This is a genomic window from Gottfriedia acidiceleris, from assembly GCF_050457485.1.
Taxonomy (GTDB): domain Bacteria; phylum Bacillota; class Bacilli; order Bacillales; family Bacillaceae_G; genus Gottfriedia; species Gottfriedia acidiceleris_D.
This window is the reverse complement of sequence record NZ_JBCMJM010000016.1, coordinates 97893-113618: the sequence shown is the minus strand read 5'-3', so window position 1 is coordinate 113618 and position 15726 is coordinate 97893. Positions and strand designations below refer to the sequence as shown.

Below are 15726 nucleotides of genomic sequence, written 5' to 3'. Positions count from 1 at the left end.
TTATACTTTAGTGCAAAGAAGCAGATTAGATTAAGTAGCAGATTTCATAATCACAGCTTTTATCATAAAATAACTAATTTCAGAAGGTAATTCATCTTTTATAGGTCGAAGTTTTTCGCTTCCAACTGTATTTATTACTTCTTTAATTTGTTTTTCAATATCAAAAGGCACTACTTCATCCCAATCAAAAAGATCATCTTCCACTGCACTTTGCAAAATATGATTTTCTACAGTAGTCGTATTTAATCCTCTCTCTTTTGCAATTTCAGAAATCGTAAGTCCGTTTTGAAAAGATTCGTATGATATTTTATGGGAAGGTACTTTATTAATTGTAGTTGCTTTTGGTTTTGCTGTCTCTTCTTCTATTTGGTTATCTTCTTTATATTTCTTAATCACTTCTATAAATTGCATACCAAATTTTTGTTGTTTTTGCAATCCGACACCTTTTGCTTGTAGGAATTCTTCATCAGTAGTTGGGAGTAACTTACATAAATCTCGTAAAGTACTATCTGCAAATACGACAAATGGTGGTACACCAAGTTCTGTCGCAATTTCTTTACGTAAACTTCGTAGCTGATCAAATAAATGATTATCAACGTTTGTACTTTCAGTAACTTGGATTTCTTCTTTTTTCATTACGTTTATTTTATTTAATAGTACTTCTCTTCCTCTATTTGTTACAGTTAACAGTGGGAATTTACCGCTTGTTACGCCAATAAATTGTTCCGATGTTAAATAATCAATTAAATCGCCAACACTTTTTAATGTACGATTTTTGAATAAACCGTATGTCGTTAAAGTATGAAAATTTAAGTCTATTAATTTTTTATTCATTGATCCTGTTAGTACTGATGCAACCATCGTTTTACCAAATCTTTCGCCCATTCGAATAATGCATGATAAAACGATTTGAGCATCAATTGTAATGTCTATAGCAGTCCGTTCGTCAATACAATTACTACATTTACCACAAGAGTGGTCACTTTCATCACCAAAGTATTTTAAAATAAATGCTTGTAAACATGTTTCACAATAACTGTAATCCTTCATTGATTGTAGTTTTGAAATCTCTTGCTTTAGTCGATTAGGTTCAAAGGTAGATTGCTCAATTAAAAATCTTTGTATTTGAACGTCTTGTGCAGTAAAAAGTAAAATACATTCACTTTCTAATCCATCTCGTCCTGCTCTTCCAGCCTCTTGATAATAACTTTCCATATTTTTAGGCATTTGGTAATGGATTACGTATCTAACATTACTTTTGTCAATTCCCATTCCAAATGCATTTGTAGCAACCATTACATTAATATTATCTTGTAAAAATGCATCCTGTTGTTTTGAACGTTCTGCATCGCTTAAGCCTGCATGATATTTACCGACGGAAATGCCTAGGTTTTTTAATTTATTAGTAACATTATCTACTTCTTTCCTAGTTGCGGCGTAAATAATACCTGATTCGTTTTTATTTTGTTTTATGTAATTACAAATATAATCTAATCGATTTTGACCTCTAATGACTTTAAATGACAAATTCTCTCTTTCAAAGCCTGTAATGATCGTCGTTTCCTCAATTATTCCTAGTTGATTACATATATCAGATTTAACTTGCGGAGTTGCCGTCGCAGTGAGTGCTAATATTGTTGGGTTAGTAGGCAATTCTTGTATTAAGTTTTTTATGCGTAAGTAACTTGGTCTAAAATCATGTCCCCACGACGATATACAGTGTGCTTCATCAACTGCTACAAGTAAGATCGGCAATCTTTTTAATTCATTGATAAAGCTTTCTGATTCTAATCTTTCAGGCGCAACATATAGAATTTTGTATTCACCATAACTTAAATCCATCATTCTTTCATTAACTTCATTATAAGAAAGTGAACTATTAATAAATGTGGAAGGAATACCTACTTGATGCAATGCATCTACCTGGTCTTTCATTAAAGAGATCAAAGGAGAAATGACGAGGGTAACTCCTTGGAGAATTGTCGCTGGAATTTGATAACAGATCGACTTTCCACCACCAGTAGGCATAATACCAGCTGTGTGATTTCCAGATAAAACTCGTTCAATAATTTGTTCTTGTCCAGCTCTAAAATTTTCATATCCAAAATACTTTTTTAAGTTTTCTCTTGCAAGTGTTAACATGCTTGCCTCCTTTTTATTTTATTTATACAATTATATTTTACTATAAAGAAATTGAAGAAAGTAATTTTCTTAAGCCGTTTTCGAAATTTGCATTATCAAGCTTCTGACGTTTCTTTGGTCCCTTCACTCGTCCACCTGCATTTCGAATTTTCTTTGAAACATATCGAGTATGTAAAAGTGAATCAATATTTTCATTTGTATATTGAAAACCGTTTTGATTTAAAACATAAGCTTGCTTTGATAAAACCATTGCAGCAAGACCATAATCTTGAGTAATTACGAGATCTCCGTTTACAACACGATTTACTAATGCAAAATCAACTGCATCCGCTCCTTGTGAAACAACAATCGTTTCAGCTCCCTCTCTTTGCATTATATGAGCAGTATCACATAATAAAAGAACGTTTATCTTATATTCTGCTGCAATTTTAATTGTTTCTGAAACTACTGGACAACCATCTGCATCAATTAAAATTTTCATTTGATTCTTCCTCTTTCAATTGTTCTTTTAAATTAAATAATTCGTTATCTGTTAATTTTCTCCATTTACCTATTTCTAGATTTTCCATATGGATATTCATAATCCGAATTCTCTTTAATTTAATCACTTTAAATCCAAAACTTTTTGCCATCTTCCTAATTTGACGATTTAAACCCTGCGTTAAAATAATACGAAATATATATTCATCTATTTTTTCTACTTTACATTTTTTAGTTAAAACAGTTCCTAGAAGTACACCATTTGACATTCCATTAATAAAATTTGCATCAATTGGCTGATCGACTGTGACAATATACTCTTTTTCATGTCCATGTTCACTATGTAATATTTTATGTGCAATAGGTCCGTCGTTTGTAAGGATGATTAATCCTTCAGAATCTTTATCTAATCTACCTATTGGAAAAATCCTCTTTGGATAATTAACAAAATCAATTATATTTCCTTTTGCAGTTTGTAATCCCGTACAAGTAATTCCTACTGGTTTATTTAGGATGATATAGTCTTTTTCACTCGTTAAGTTAATCACTTCATCATTTACTTGTACAAGATCGTTTTCTTCTACAATGCTGTTTTTTTCAGCAGGTAGCCCGTTAATTTTAACCTGTCCCGAAGCAACTAATCGTTCTGCGGCTCTTCTAGAACAATACCCTGATGCGCTAATATAAACATTAATTCTCAATAATTGTACCTCTTTTACTAGTCTTTCCTTTATCATAACAAAAAGTGCTGTGACATAACAGTCATCACAACACTACGGATTAATCATAAAGTTACTTCTTTTATAAAATTCATAAACTCTGTATTACCACGCTCTTCAGCAATTTCAATTGGAGTTTTACCAGAATTATTCGTTTTAATTTCTGCTCCGTTTTTTAACAAAAGTTCAGCTATAGTGGTATTTCCTTCAAATGCTGCGATATGTAGTGGAGTGTGACCTTCACTGTCGCTAATATTTGGATTTGCTCCATTAGTTAAAAGAAAATCGATCACTTCTATTGACTTAGCACCTGCAATTGCTGCATGGAGAGCTGTGTTTTGTGGAATGAATGAAAGCTTTGAGTGAGAAAGTGCATTAATCTGAGCACCACTTTTTACTAAAGTTTTTACAACTTCATATTGACCGTAATGTGCTGCGATTCCAAGTAATGTTAACCCATGCTCATTTTCTTCATGAATTAAATTGGGCAGGTTACTTATTATTTCCATTACATTTTCATTTTCACCTTTTTCCGTAGCATCAAATAATTTTGCAAGTAAATTTTCCATCGTTATCTCTCCCTATTTCTACATTCAATTTGTAAAAAGTGCAAAAATAAATGAAGCTTTTTATTTAAAAGTCTCGCCTCATCTACATCTACTGGTATTAATTGAACTGTATTTCCTTGTTGCATTTGTACAAGTTTCCAAAGGTCTGAATAAATCACTGTACCTAATGTGGCATATCCACCTGTAGTTTGTGAGTCTGCTAGTAAGATAATTGGTTCACCAGATGGTAGGATTTGAATCGTTCCAAAAGTAGTACCTTCTGATAAAATATTTGAATCAAACGGTTCTATATTAGCATTGTTTGAATTTAAATACATTCCCATTCTATTAAAGGTACCAACTGTAAGAGGTTTAGATAAAATTTGTGATTTTATCTGGTGAGGTATTTTTTCAAAATGACTACTTTTTATAAAATGAACCAAATTATGCTTATGATAGATTGGAATATACTCATGTTTCAGTCCATTTTTCACTAGTTTAAATGTAGTGCCTGAACCATAAATTATTGTACCTTTCTTAACAATTAATCCAAGAGAAGCAGGCTCATATGAGGACTGACTTTCGAAATGACAATCACTTGTAATTCCGCCGGGTACCGAAATATATGAATAAACACCATTATTTCCCCCGTTAAAAGTCAAAATCTCTCCTTTTGCTATGTCGATTATTTTATACATCTCAACGAATTTACCGTTAATTGTAGGTTTCAAATTTCCGCCTGTAATGACGATTGAGCATTGATTTAATGCTTTTAAGACTGTACCACCAATCGCAATTTCGATACTGGATGCATTAAATTTATTTCCTAATAATAGATTTCCAATTTGATAAGCTAGCTTGTCCATCGCACCAGATACAGGTATCCCTAAATGTCTAAATCCATTCCTACCATTATCTTGAATTGAAATAGATACACCTCTTTGTATAACTTCAAAAAACTCTTTCAAAGTATTACACTCCTATAGACTTAACAAGTATATTATTTTCACTAAATACCTTACGTAATTCCATCGCTAATTTAATTGAAATGTCAGAATCACTATGTATACAAATGGTATCAGCTTGAATTGGAATAACTTTACCGGAAATTGTCGATACGGTATTAGTTGTTACAATTTGAAGTGCCTGATGAATGGCATCTTTCGTATTGTGATGAACCGAGTTTAATTGATTACGAGGTACTAAAAAACCATCTTCATCATATGTCCGGTCTGCAAATACTTCTGAAGAAAAAGGAATATCCATTTCAATTGCAGCTTCAATTAATTTGCTATTTGCAAGTCCAAATAAGACTAGTGAAGGATCGAAGCTTTTCATTGCTTTTGTAATCGCTAAAGCAAGTTTCAGATTAGTAGCTGCCATATTATAAAGTGCACCATGAGGTTTTAAATGACGTATTTCAACTTGATTTACTTTGCAAACCGAATAGAGTGCACCAATCTGATAGAGAACTAATTTATATATTTCTTCTTCACTGAAATTCATTTCTCTTCTACCAAAACCAAGTAAATCCGGAAAACTTGGATGCGCTCCAATTGATAAATTATATTGCTTTGCTAATTTTACTGTTTCATAAATTACAAACGGATCTCCTGCATGAAATCCGCAAGCGATATTTGCTGAAGTAATATGTGGCATAATTTGTTCGTCATTTATTTTGTAATTCCCAAAACTTTCACCTAAATCACAGTTTAAATCAATGTGAATCAATAAAACGCACTTCCTTTTTAATTGAATAGTTGTCCTCTTTCACTAGTTGTTCAATCTCATTAAATCCTTCGATATTAATCTCGAAAAATTTCAATAGATCTCCAGGTTTAAAGTTTCCTGTGCCATTATTTTTCGTTGAAAATATTGAAATTGGAGTACGTCCAATAATATTCCATCCACCAGGAGATTCAAATGGATAAATACCTGTTTGATGTCCAGCAATCCCAACCGAACCTTTTAAAACTGTTTTTGGTTTTGTTAGCCTAGGAGTTGCTAGTTTAGGATTTAACCCGCCAAGATATGGAAACCCGGGTATAAAACCAATCATATAAATGGGATACATTTTTTCTAGATAAAGACGAATTACCTCTTCAGTTTTTAGTTTATTATGCTCTGCTACTTTTTGAAGTTCTGTCTCAAACGTGGAACTAAAACAAATAGGAATTTCATAAATTGTATGCTCTCTGTTAATTTTCGAACTAGTATAAAGATTAAAATGACCTTTTATTTCTTGGTATATTTCCTTGTATGAAAAGTTAATTGAATCATAAAAAATCGTAATGGAATGATAAGATGGTACGACTGCTGTTAATCTCGTCATTAATTTAGTTTTTAGATATTCTGAAAAAGCATGTACTAGACTATTTGTTTCCATTGAAATTGAATCACCTAAATAACATACTAAGCCAGAGCAACCTAACGGAAAAATATCTAATTTGATGTTAGTCATTTAGACTAATCACTTCAATTGCAAGCTTTATAGCATCTGTCAAATCAGTTTGCGACCAACTTGGCAACTTCTGATCAATTACGGCCATTTCATGTGAAGCTGGAATATGAATAAAGCCACTCGGAATTTGCTTATTTATTTTTTTTATTTCATTAAGCATTTGATACATAACGTTATTACACAAATAAGTACCTGCAGAATTGGATATTTCAGCTGGAAATTTTTGATTGTTTAATTCATTAACAATTTTCTGAACTGGAAGCGTTGAAAATAGACCATCCGAGCCTTCTGGATCAATTTTTGCCCCTGCATATTTATTGCCTTTATTGTCCGCTGCACCATCATTGCAATTAATGGCGATCCGTTCTGGTGTTATTTTAAATCTACCACCTGCTAATCCTAATGAGATAACCGCCGATGGGTTGTGTGTATGAAACAATTTTATTAACTCATTACCTGCTGTACTGAAATCCACAGGTAAAACTGACCCGATAATTCGAAACCCTCCAACCTCTTGATTATTTAGCTCTTTCACAATTTCTTCTGTAGGATTAATTGAAAAGTTCAGAAAAGGTTCAAAACCTGTTAACAATAATGTGTTCAAAAGCACTCAGTCCTTTGGTAGAATTTATATAGTTCAATATTTCGACAAAGTCAGTTTAATTTCCTGTCATATTAGTAAAAGAGGTTCAATTCCAAAGTATGTTCTTTTTAAATCAGGTCATTTGTTCAATTTTGACTATTAAAAACTGATTTTTTTTGATTGGGTCATTCTATTACGGTATGTGAAATTTTCGGTATTAGACATAAAAAAAAGAAACTTAAACCTCTCTTTTTAAGAGAAATTTAAGTCTCTTTAAGAAAAACTTAAGTTTCTGATATAATTTTCTTCTTAAGAAGAACCACCAACACTTAATGAAACTTCAATTTTCTTATTCTCAACAACTTCGTTCGATATGAGTTTCAATAAATTTTTAGCCGCTAATGAACCCCAATCAAATGTAGAATAAGATACTGTACTTAATCTGGGTGATACATATTGTGATAATTCAATATTATCAAATCCTACAATAAAAACATCTTTACCTACTTTGTAATCTGTATCTTGCAGATAGTTATAGATCCCTATTGCCATTTCATCATTTAAACAGAAAATTGCACATGGTTCATTATAGTTTGAAAAGATTTGTTTTGCTGCTAACTCTCCTGAATCTTTCATGAAATTTCCACCGATTTCAATTAACTCAATTTCAGGATAATTTGCTAACTCTTCTCTAACACCATCCATACGTTTACTTGAATCGTATGATCCTTCTGGCCCTGTTACTGCATATATTTTTTTCACATCATTTTTAAGAAGTTCTTTAATTGCTAATTTAGCTCCACCATTATTATCTAATAGAACTCCTTTAATACTGTTGTGTTGTAATTCTCGATCCATCACTACCATTTTATAATTTTTTTCAGCATAATCTAAAAGTTCTTCATCTGAAAAAGCCTGATCTAAAATGATTCCACCATCAATTACTTTTTCTAATAAAAGTCGATGTGATTGCACACCAGAACATGCAATTAATTCATAACCTTTGTCATTTAAAGCTTGTCTCATTCCTCTTAATAGTGGTCCGTAAAAATACCCTCCATAATCAGTTAAAAATACCCCAATAATTTTTGTTTCTTTAACCTTTAACATCCTTGCCGCTGCATTAGGAACATACCCTAATCTATTTGCGATTTTCATGATTCTGCTTCGAGTTTCTTCTGTTACTTTTGGACTACCATTCAATGCATATGACACTGTTGAAATGGAAACTCCAGCTTCTTTGGCTATATCTTTTATTCCCGCCATCCCATATCCTCCATTCTCAATACCAAAAAGCCATTTTTTCTATTTTATCTTTTATTACGTTTAGATTAAATGTAGATGAATTATAATAGGTATATTAATTTTATCAAAATTAAGTAAAATTTTCCTACATTTTTTCCACCCTTTGTACCTAAATGAGAAATGTTATATTTTTACTTATAAAAAGTGAGCATTGAAGTATTTTGAACTTCCATTGCTCACCTTTACATTACTGGTAAAATTTATGAAGTAATTAAGTTATTGGGAATATTAGGGCATAAATTAGTGGAAATATTATAAAAAAAATGAGATTTAGCAAATAAATCACTCTGCCATGACCACTTTGGTTTTTAATTGTTTTAAGTAATATTTATTACAATTGAACATCACGTAAAGTAATTCGTAAAGTAATTTAACAAATACATATAATGATCAAATGAAATCGAACTTTCATTATGATGGACTACTATATTCTTATACTTATTATTTGAGTGATCTCGTTGCCAATTCGATAATGCCGCCAAATTTTTAAAGTTCGGTCTTGTAACTGAATTAGTCAGATAGGCTGACCGATATGCTCCTGGCCATCTCATTTTATTCAGTGCAAAAATCATTTGTTCAGCCGTCATTATTCCTAATCCATGTCCAAAATAAGTACCATCACCTAGAACAACGGCATTTTCTCCTCTCCACTCAGGGGTAAGTGGACTAAATTCTGGATTATTAAAATATACGATATCTCCAGGTAAAATTCGGTTAGAATACTGGGCACCTATTCCTAAGTCAGGATCAGCATGCCAGCCGTATAAATAGATGTTTTGAAAAATTTGATTAAATAAGTTTTCACCAATTAGATTTAGGACTGCATGGTAATATATAATGACCATTGCCGTTGCACATTCAAAAGCATAATATGAACTATTAACGTAGATATCATTAATTGCGTCAGAAGGTCTTACGCCTCTCCTCAATTGGAATCCGCCGGTTCTCATTAATTGCCAGTACATTGGATTACAATAAGATTTTTCAAATACTGCAAACCTGATTCTATTTTGAAACATAGCTCTTGCACTTAAAATTATGTTTTTTCGCAACATACCCTCATACTCATCAACAGATCGAAATGCAAATACCGTCGCTTCTTCATTCATCCGTTGAATTATCGTTTTTACAATACTATCAGACGGACCCGAGTCAATTTGTTGAATGGGCATTCCCGAAAAATGATTCATAATATACCTCTTTTCAACATCAAGTATTAGTTTTCCATGTATACCCATCATATTCAATCATCGCTTTTAAGTGTATATTCGACTAAGAACCTTTCCTAGAGGTTCTTTTTTTAAATCAATACGATTCATACCATCATGGAAATGTTTTATGTAAATTCCTGGACAGCTCGAATAGATTCTCCGTCCACCTTTTGCGGATACTTTACCATTATTCAAACCAGCAAATTGTTCTTAAGCTTTATAACGGTTAAATTTAATGTCTTTCTTAGTATGTTCTAGTAAGCTTGTTTTTCTTGTAGTAAATCTAAATATACTCATTTCGGTAAATGAAATTTTTTCTGCTGAAATACTAAGATTCTTTGTTGTTAACTGTATTAATTGTGATATTTTTTCATCTAAATCATTTCCTCAATAATGGACTTGATTTGTTTACGTTCTTAATTCCTCCCTATAATTCAATTTAGTCAATTAGTCATTGTTTACAGTGAGAAAATAAAAAAAGTAAACGACATGGAGTATAACACTCCACGTCATTTACTTTTTCATAAGTCTAATTATTAAATTATTTGGGATAATATAATAGATTTGTTTATAAATAAATCCTCACTTTTTTCTTACCTGATTCATAGATTGCACAAATCATTTTTTGAGTTTTCATCGCTTCTTCACCAGAAATATGTAACTGAGAATGATCATTCAATGATTCATAAAAATTATTAATCTGTTTTACATGACTTACGCCCCAATACCCTTTCGCACCATTGCCATAATCAAAGGTTTCATTTGGATTGTTATCAGCAACAAACTCTCTTCCATCTTTTAAAGAGACTACTCCACGGTCAGCAATCATTTTAGCAAGTCCGTTTTCACAGTGTAGCTCAATTGTAACTGGTGCATCATAAGAATAATAGTTTATTGTATGAAAAGCAGTAACTACACCACTTCTATACTTAATAATACCTTCTGCACAATCTTCAACTTCAATCATTTCATGTGCTCTATTACTAATTGTAGCGTCGACATATTCAATCTCATCATCAACGAACCATCGCATTAAATCCATCGTATGAATAGCTTGGTCAATGACTACCCCGCCACCTTCTTTATCCCAAGTCCCTTTCCAATCACTAGTTAAATAGTACTCGTCAGAACGGTCCCATGTTACTGATAGTTTTCCAGATTTTATTTTACCTAAAGTACCATTTTGTAACATTTCTTTAATTAGAACTGATCCTGGATTATACCTATTTTGGAAAATGACACCTAATGTTATTCCATTATTTTTTGCTGTTTCTACCATTTCTTGTGCATCAGAATAATGAATAGACATTGGCTTTTCAGTAAGAACATGGATTTTTCGTTTTGCGGCTTCAATTGCAACCGGCGCATGTAAATAATGCGGTAAGCAAATATGAATAACATCTAAATTTTCTTTTTCAAAAAGCTCTAGATAGTTTGTATAATATACACATTTGAATTGTTCAGCTTTCGCTTTTGCTCGCTCTTCTTTAATATCACATACAGCTACTAATTCTACATTTTCTCTTATGAAAGCAGGTTGTGCATGCATTAAAAAAATATTTCCACAACCAATAATCGCAACTCTTAATTTTTCCATTTTTACACCAACTTTTTTTAGATTGGTTACTTATCTTTTATCAAGTCCACCACATTTGTGATGGCTCTTCATTTATTAATACAGACTGTAAGTTTTTTACAGCACGTGAAAAACCTTCTTCAATCGACATGATTGGGTCTTCATGTTCAATACTAACGACATAATCATATCCAAAAGTACGTAGTGCACTCATCATATCTGACCAATCTTTCAAACTATGTCCACAGCCTACTGATCGGAAGGTCCAAGCTCTAGTTTGAACTTCACCATAAGGTTGCATATCAGTTAAACCATACATATTTACATTATCTTGATCGATATAAGTATCTTTAGCATGGAAATGATGAATCGCATTTTCTTTTCCAAGTATTTTAATCGCCGCTACAGGATCAATTCCTTGCCACCAAAGATGACTAGGATCTAAGTTAGCACCAATTGCATCACTAGTTTCTTTACGCAACTTTAATAATGTATATGGAGTATGAACTAAAAAGCCACCATGCAGTTCTAGCCCAATTTTTACTTGGTGATCCTCCGCAAATTTACCCACTTCTTTCCAATAAGGAATTAGCTTTTCTTCCCATTGCCAATTTAGTACATCTCTATACTCATTTGGCCAAGCAGTTACAGGCCAGCTTGGAAACTTTGCTTCTTCATGGTCGCCACTTGTTCCAGAAAAGCAATTTACAACTGGCACACTTAAAAGCGAAGCTAGTTTAATCGTTTTAGCAAGTACATCATGGGACTCTTTCGCAAACTTTTTATCAGGTGATAATGGATTTCCATGACAACTAAAAGCGCTAATCGTTAATCCACGTTTTCCAACTTTTTCAATATACTCTCTTCTGAGTTGATCACTTTCTAATAAATCGTTTAACGGACAATGGGCATTCCCAGGGTAACAACCAGTTCCTATTTCAACAGCCTTTAATCCGGAGTGTGCAACTTTATCAAGCATTTCCTCAAATGATTGATCCGCAAATAATACCGTGAATACTCCTAATTTCATCTTTTTCTCGCTCCAATCTATTATTTTACGTTAATGCCTCTATGGGCTCTTTATGTCCATATGTAGGATAATTTCTTTTTGATTTATTCGCCCAATTCACTGCATTAATGATGATTTTTTGAACTTCTTTATGATGATAAGTTGGATAAGTTTCGTGACCTGGTCTGAAATAAAAGATTTTCCCATTCCCTCTTTTAAATGTACATCCACTTCTAAAGACTTCTCCACCTTTAAACCAGCTTACTAAAACTAGCTCATCTGGGGTTGGAATATCAAAATGCTCGCCATACATTTCTTCTTGGTCAATCTCTATATATTCGCCAATACCATCTACTATCGGATGAGACGGATCGACAACCCAAAGTCTTTCCGTTTCCGCTGCTTCACGCCATTTTAAATCGCAGCTAGTACCCATTAATTTTTTAAAAATCTTTGAAAAATGTCCAGAATGTAAGACAATTAGCCCCATACCTTGCAATGCTTTTTCATATACTTTCTGAACAATTTGATCTTCTACTTCATTATGAGCAATATGTCCCCACCAAATTAATACATCAGTATTTTCTAGCACTTCATCCGTCAATCCATGCTCTGGTTGCTCTAATGTAGCCGTCATCGTATCGCACCCTGCTTCATTTAAGAAAGTAGCAATGGTTCTGTGTATTCCGCTTGGATAAATGCTTTTTACATCTGGATTAATTTGTTCATGTCGATTTTCATTCCAAATCGTTACTTTTACCATACGACTCACCCATCTCTATTTTTTTTACAAAGTTTAATAGCTTCTTAAGCTTCAGCTAGAATCATTTTTAAGTTATTCAATCCAATTTCAACACTTTCTAATTGTGATTTCGTAAACGCTTCTTGCTCAACAATCAACCATTCGGCTGAATTTAGTTTGGCTTGTTGTACAATTCCTTTTATATTCATAATTCCATTTCCTACTTCGGTACTTTCCTCTTTGGATAGAGCCATATCCTTCACATGAATTAATGGAGTTCTTCCTTTGTACTTACTCATAAATTCAATCGCAACAACACCAGCATATTCTAACCAATAAGTATCCAACTCTGCTTTTAAGAGATTACTTGGAACTGAATTTAATAAACTATCTAATAAATATTCGCTTTCAAATCTGACTAATTCATGAGCATGATTGTGATATACTAATGATATCCCTGCTTCAGCTAACTTTTTTCCTGACTGTTGTAAATGTTCTGCGAATTCTTTCCATTCTTCTAAACTAGTAAAATTTGCCCAAGGACATACAACGTATTTGTTTCCTAATTCTTTTTCGAAAGCAATTACGTCATCAATGTGATGAATAATTTGTTCTGCACTTACATGGGCTCCTGCTATCTTTAACCCTAGTTTGTTTAAAACAGATTTTATTTCCGAAGCATTTTTACCATAGTATCCCGCGAACTCAACACCGTCATAACCCATTTTCGCTACTTTTTCTAATGCACCGAAAAAGTCGATTGCGGCATCCTCTTTTACACTCCATAATTGTAAGGCAATTGGTAGTGTCATTTATTCCATCTCCTAAACAAATTAGTTAAAATATACCGGTTTCTTTGATTTTGAAGATTCGTAGATTGCCTCTAAAATTTGAGTTACAACTAATGCTTGTTCGGGTTTAACGGTTGGCTCTGTATCATTAATAATACTGTCAATCCATTGTCTCGCTTCTAATACTTCAGCGGAATCGGATGCACCTTCATAAAAAGCTACGCCGCCAGTGTTGATATCAATTTTTTTATCGTAAAGTCGCCCATATGCTTCGCCATTAATACAGAGTCCATCTCTCATATCAGCACCACCTTCAGTACCACAAAGTGTCGTTTGAGCTTCTCCTATTTCAAGAGTATTTAAAGCCCAGCTCGATTCTAGGATAACGGTTGCACCATTTTCCATCGTAATAAAACCAAATGCAGAGTCTTCCACTTTAAATTCCTTTGGATCCCATGGTCCAAAAGCATTTGCAGCGTTTTCTTTATGTGATAATTCGTGGTAAACGTTTCCAACTACAAATTTAGGTTTATAATTATCCATCAGCCATAATGTTAAATCCAAAGCATGAGTACCAATATCAATTAATGGTCCGCCACCTTGCTCTTCTTCATTTAAAAATACGCCCCAAGTAGGTACTGCTCTTCTTCTAATCGCATGAGCTTTTGCAAAGTAAATTTCACCTAGTTCATTATTTTTACAAACTTCGCTTAAATATTGTGAATCGTTTCGAAAACGATTTTGATAGCCAATCGTTAATTTTTTTCCCGTGCGTTTAGACGCTTCTAGCATCGCTTTTGCTTCTGCTGAAGTTTTTGCCATTGGCTTTTCACACATAACGTGTTTACCTGCTTCCAAAGAATCAATCGTAATAAATGAATGTGATTTATTTGGGGTACAAACGTGAATGACATCAATTGACTCGTCTGCTAATAATTCCTTGTAATCTGTATATGTCTTTGCTTCCTCAACACCAAATTGTGCCTTCGCTTTAATAGCGCGTTCTTCAATAATGTCACAAAAAGCTACCATTTCTACATGATCTAATGCTGCTAAGCTTGGCATATGTTTACCTTTAGCTATTCCGCCACAACCGATTATTCCTACTTTTAATTTCATTATGAAAACCTCCGGAAAAGTTATTTACATTTCCAGTTTATAGAAATAATTCATTTGAGTCTTCCTTACACCTTGCCTAAAACTTCTCAAATATTGTCTTTTTTTTATATTGGGTTGGTGATAAACCAACTTCATTTTTAAATAATCTGTTAAACGTTTTCACATTGATGAATCCAACATTATAAGCAATTTCTGTAATTGGTAAATCTTCATTAAATAAATACCATTGAGCCTTCGTTAATCTGTATTGATTTACAAAATGACAAAATGTAGAACCAGTGTATTTTTTAAAAAACTTTGCAAAATATGAATTCGTAAAGCCGATATAATTCGCAACATCATTTAATGTAATATCATTCATATAATTCTCTTCTATATAATGAAATATTTTTTCTAATTTTAAAAGACTAGCTTTCCTATTAGGGTAGTAAAGCTTATTATTTTCTGTATGAGGTAGATCTCGATAGATTAGTAGTAAAATATCATATAATCTAGCTCTAATCGCCAATTCGTAACCTTCTTTTTTATCAAGATATTCACTTTCAAGTTCTTTTAAATAGGTAATCATTTTCTGTTTAACTTCTAAATTCCATAAAACACTAGATTTTTGAATACAATTAAACAATTCAATTAGTTCCATATTATTTTTTTTCAAAAACTGTACATCTTCGAAAATAGTAAAATCAAATTGCACGACCAATCTCATACTATTTGGTGAAGATAAAAAATAATGAATGTCACCACTATTAATGATATAAAATTCTCCCTCTTTTAAATGAAGTAGTTCATCATTTACACCAATCTTTAAAATGCCCTTTTGTACATAAATGATTTCTACGAGTTTATGCCAATGATGACCAACTAACGTCAAACCATCATTTGTAAATAAACAAAATGGAAAATTCCGATCTAGTCTCCTTACTTCAAGAGTGGCGCTCATTCCTATTCCCCCTACACAACTTTTCTTACTAAGTATTTATTTACATTAACATTTAATTTAGATTTTTTCATAGAATTACCATTTATAAAGTTAGAAAATA

At 32.5% G+C, this 15726-nt stretch carries 16 protein-coding genes; all 16 read right to left on the bottom strand.

What is annotated here, in order from left to right:
• Positions 1 to 30 precede the first annotated feature (30 nt).
• Positions 31 to 2142 carry a DNA helicase RecQ gene (gene recQ / locus ABEY15_RS16195; protein WP_429891184.1) on the bottom strand — a complete coding sequence of 704 codons (2112 nt, stop codon included), beginning with the start codon at positions 2140 to 2142 and terminating at the stop codon, positions 31 to 33.
• Between the two features lie 40 nt (positions 2143 to 2182).
• Complete coding sequence (locus ABEY15_RS16190) at positions 2183 to 2623, bottom strand: YaiI/YqxD family protein (RefSeq protein ID WP_429891183.1); 441 nt, start codon at positions 2621 to 2623, stop codon at positions 2183 to 2185.
• Positions 2607 to 3323 (bottom strand): pseudouridine synthase, encoded by a 717-nt coding sequence (locus ABEY15_RS16185; RefSeq protein ID WP_429891182.1) that lies wholly within the window; start codon positions 3321 to 3323, stop codon positions 2607 to 2609. Before ABEY15_RS16185 ends, ABEY15_RS16190 begins: the two co-directional genes overlap by 17 nt.
• 83 nt (positions 3324 to 3406) lie before the next feature.
• Complete coding sequence (locus tag ABEY15_RS16180; RefSeq protein WP_429891181.1) at positions 3407 to 3910, bottom strand: ankyrin repeat domain-containing protein; 504 nt, start codon at positions 3908 to 3910, stop codon at positions 3407 to 3409.
• A 2-nt stretch (positions 3911 to 3912) separates the two neighbouring features.
• The gene (locus ABEY15_RS16175) at positions 3913 to 4857 is read right to left on the bottom strand and encodes a biotin-dependent carboxyltransferase family protein (protein WP_429891180.1); all 945 of its coding nucleotides are present in this window, start codon (positions 4855 to 4857) and stop codon (positions 3913 to 3915) included.
• A gap of 4 nt (positions 4858 to 4861) precedes the next feature.
• Complete coding sequence (locus tag ABEY15_RS16170; protein WP_429891466.1) at positions 4862 to 5617, bottom strand: 5-oxoprolinase subunit PxpA; 756 nt, start codon at positions 5615 to 5617, stop codon at positions 4862 to 4864.
• Positions 5607 to 6350 (bottom strand): 5-oxoprolinase subunit PxpB, encoded by a 744-nt coding sequence (pxpB, locus tag ABEY15_RS16165; RefSeq protein WP_429891179.1) that lies wholly within the window; start codon positions 6348 to 6350, stop codon positions 5607 to 5609. The genes ABEY15_RS16170 and pxpB overlap by 11 nt, the downstream gene beginning before the upstream one ends.
• Positions 6343 to 6960, bottom strand: coding sequence for a pyroglutamyl-peptidase I (locus tag ABEY15_RS16160; RefSeq protein WP_429891178.1), 618 nt, complete (start codon positions 6958 to 6960; stop codon positions 6343 to 6345). The genes pxpB and ABEY15_RS16160 overlap by 8 nt, the downstream gene beginning before the upstream one ends.
• Before the next feature lie 282 nt (positions 6961 to 7242).
• Positions 7243 to 8199: a LacI family DNA-binding transcriptional regulator gene (locus ABEY15_RS16155; RefSeq protein WP_429891177.1), complete on the bottom strand. Its 957-nt coding sequence runs from the start codon at positions 8197 to 8199 to the stop codon at positions 7243 to 7245.
• A gap of 383 nt (positions 8200 to 8582) precedes the next feature.
• Positions 8583 to 9428 carry a protein-glutamine gamma-glutamyltransferase gene (locus ABEY15_RS16150; protein WP_429891176.1) on the bottom strand — a complete coding sequence of 282 codons (846 nt, stop codon included), beginning with the start codon at positions 9426 to 9428 and terminating at the stop codon, positions 8583 to 8585.
• A 589-nt stretch (positions 9429 to 10017) separates the two neighbouring features.
• A complete protein-coding gene (locus ABEY15_RS16145; protein WP_429891175.1) occupies positions 10018 to 11046 on the bottom strand; it encodes a Gfo/Idh/MocA family protein in 1029 nt (342 codons plus the stop codon).
• Positions 11047 to 11086: 40 nt separating this feature from the next.
• Entirely contained in the window at positions 11087 to 12055 is a 969-nt protein-coding gene (locus ABEY15_RS16140; RefSeq protein ID WP_429891174.1) for a sugar phosphate isomerase/epimerase family protein, read from the bottom strand.
• Between the two features lie 25 nt (positions 12056 to 12080).
• Positions 12081 to 12797 (bottom strand): ThuA domain-containing protein, encoded by a 717-nt coding sequence (locus ABEY15_RS16135; protein ID WP_429891173.1) that lies wholly within the window; start codon positions 12795 to 12797, stop codon positions 12081 to 12083.
• Between the two features lie 44 nt (positions 12798 to 12841).
• The gene (locus ABEY15_RS16130) at positions 12842 to 13588 is read right to left on the bottom strand and encodes a sugar phosphate isomerase/epimerase family protein (protein ID WP_429891172.1); all 747 of its coding nucleotides are present in this window, start codon (positions 13586 to 13588) and stop codon (positions 12842 to 12844) included.
• Between the two features lie 21 nt (positions 13589 to 13609).
• Positions 13610 to 14686: a Gfo/Idh/MocA family protein gene (locus tag ABEY15_RS16125; RefSeq protein WP_429891171.1), complete on the bottom strand. Its 1077-nt coding sequence runs from the start codon at positions 14684 to 14686 to the stop codon at positions 13610 to 13612.
• 76 nt (positions 14687 to 14762) lie between these two features.
• Positions 14763 to 15626, bottom strand: a complete 864-nt coding sequence (locus ABEY15_RS16120) for an AraC family transcriptional regulator (protein WP_429891170.1) — start codon at positions 15624 to 15626, stop codon at positions 14763 to 14765.
• Positions 15627 to 15726: the final 100 nt, after the last annotated feature.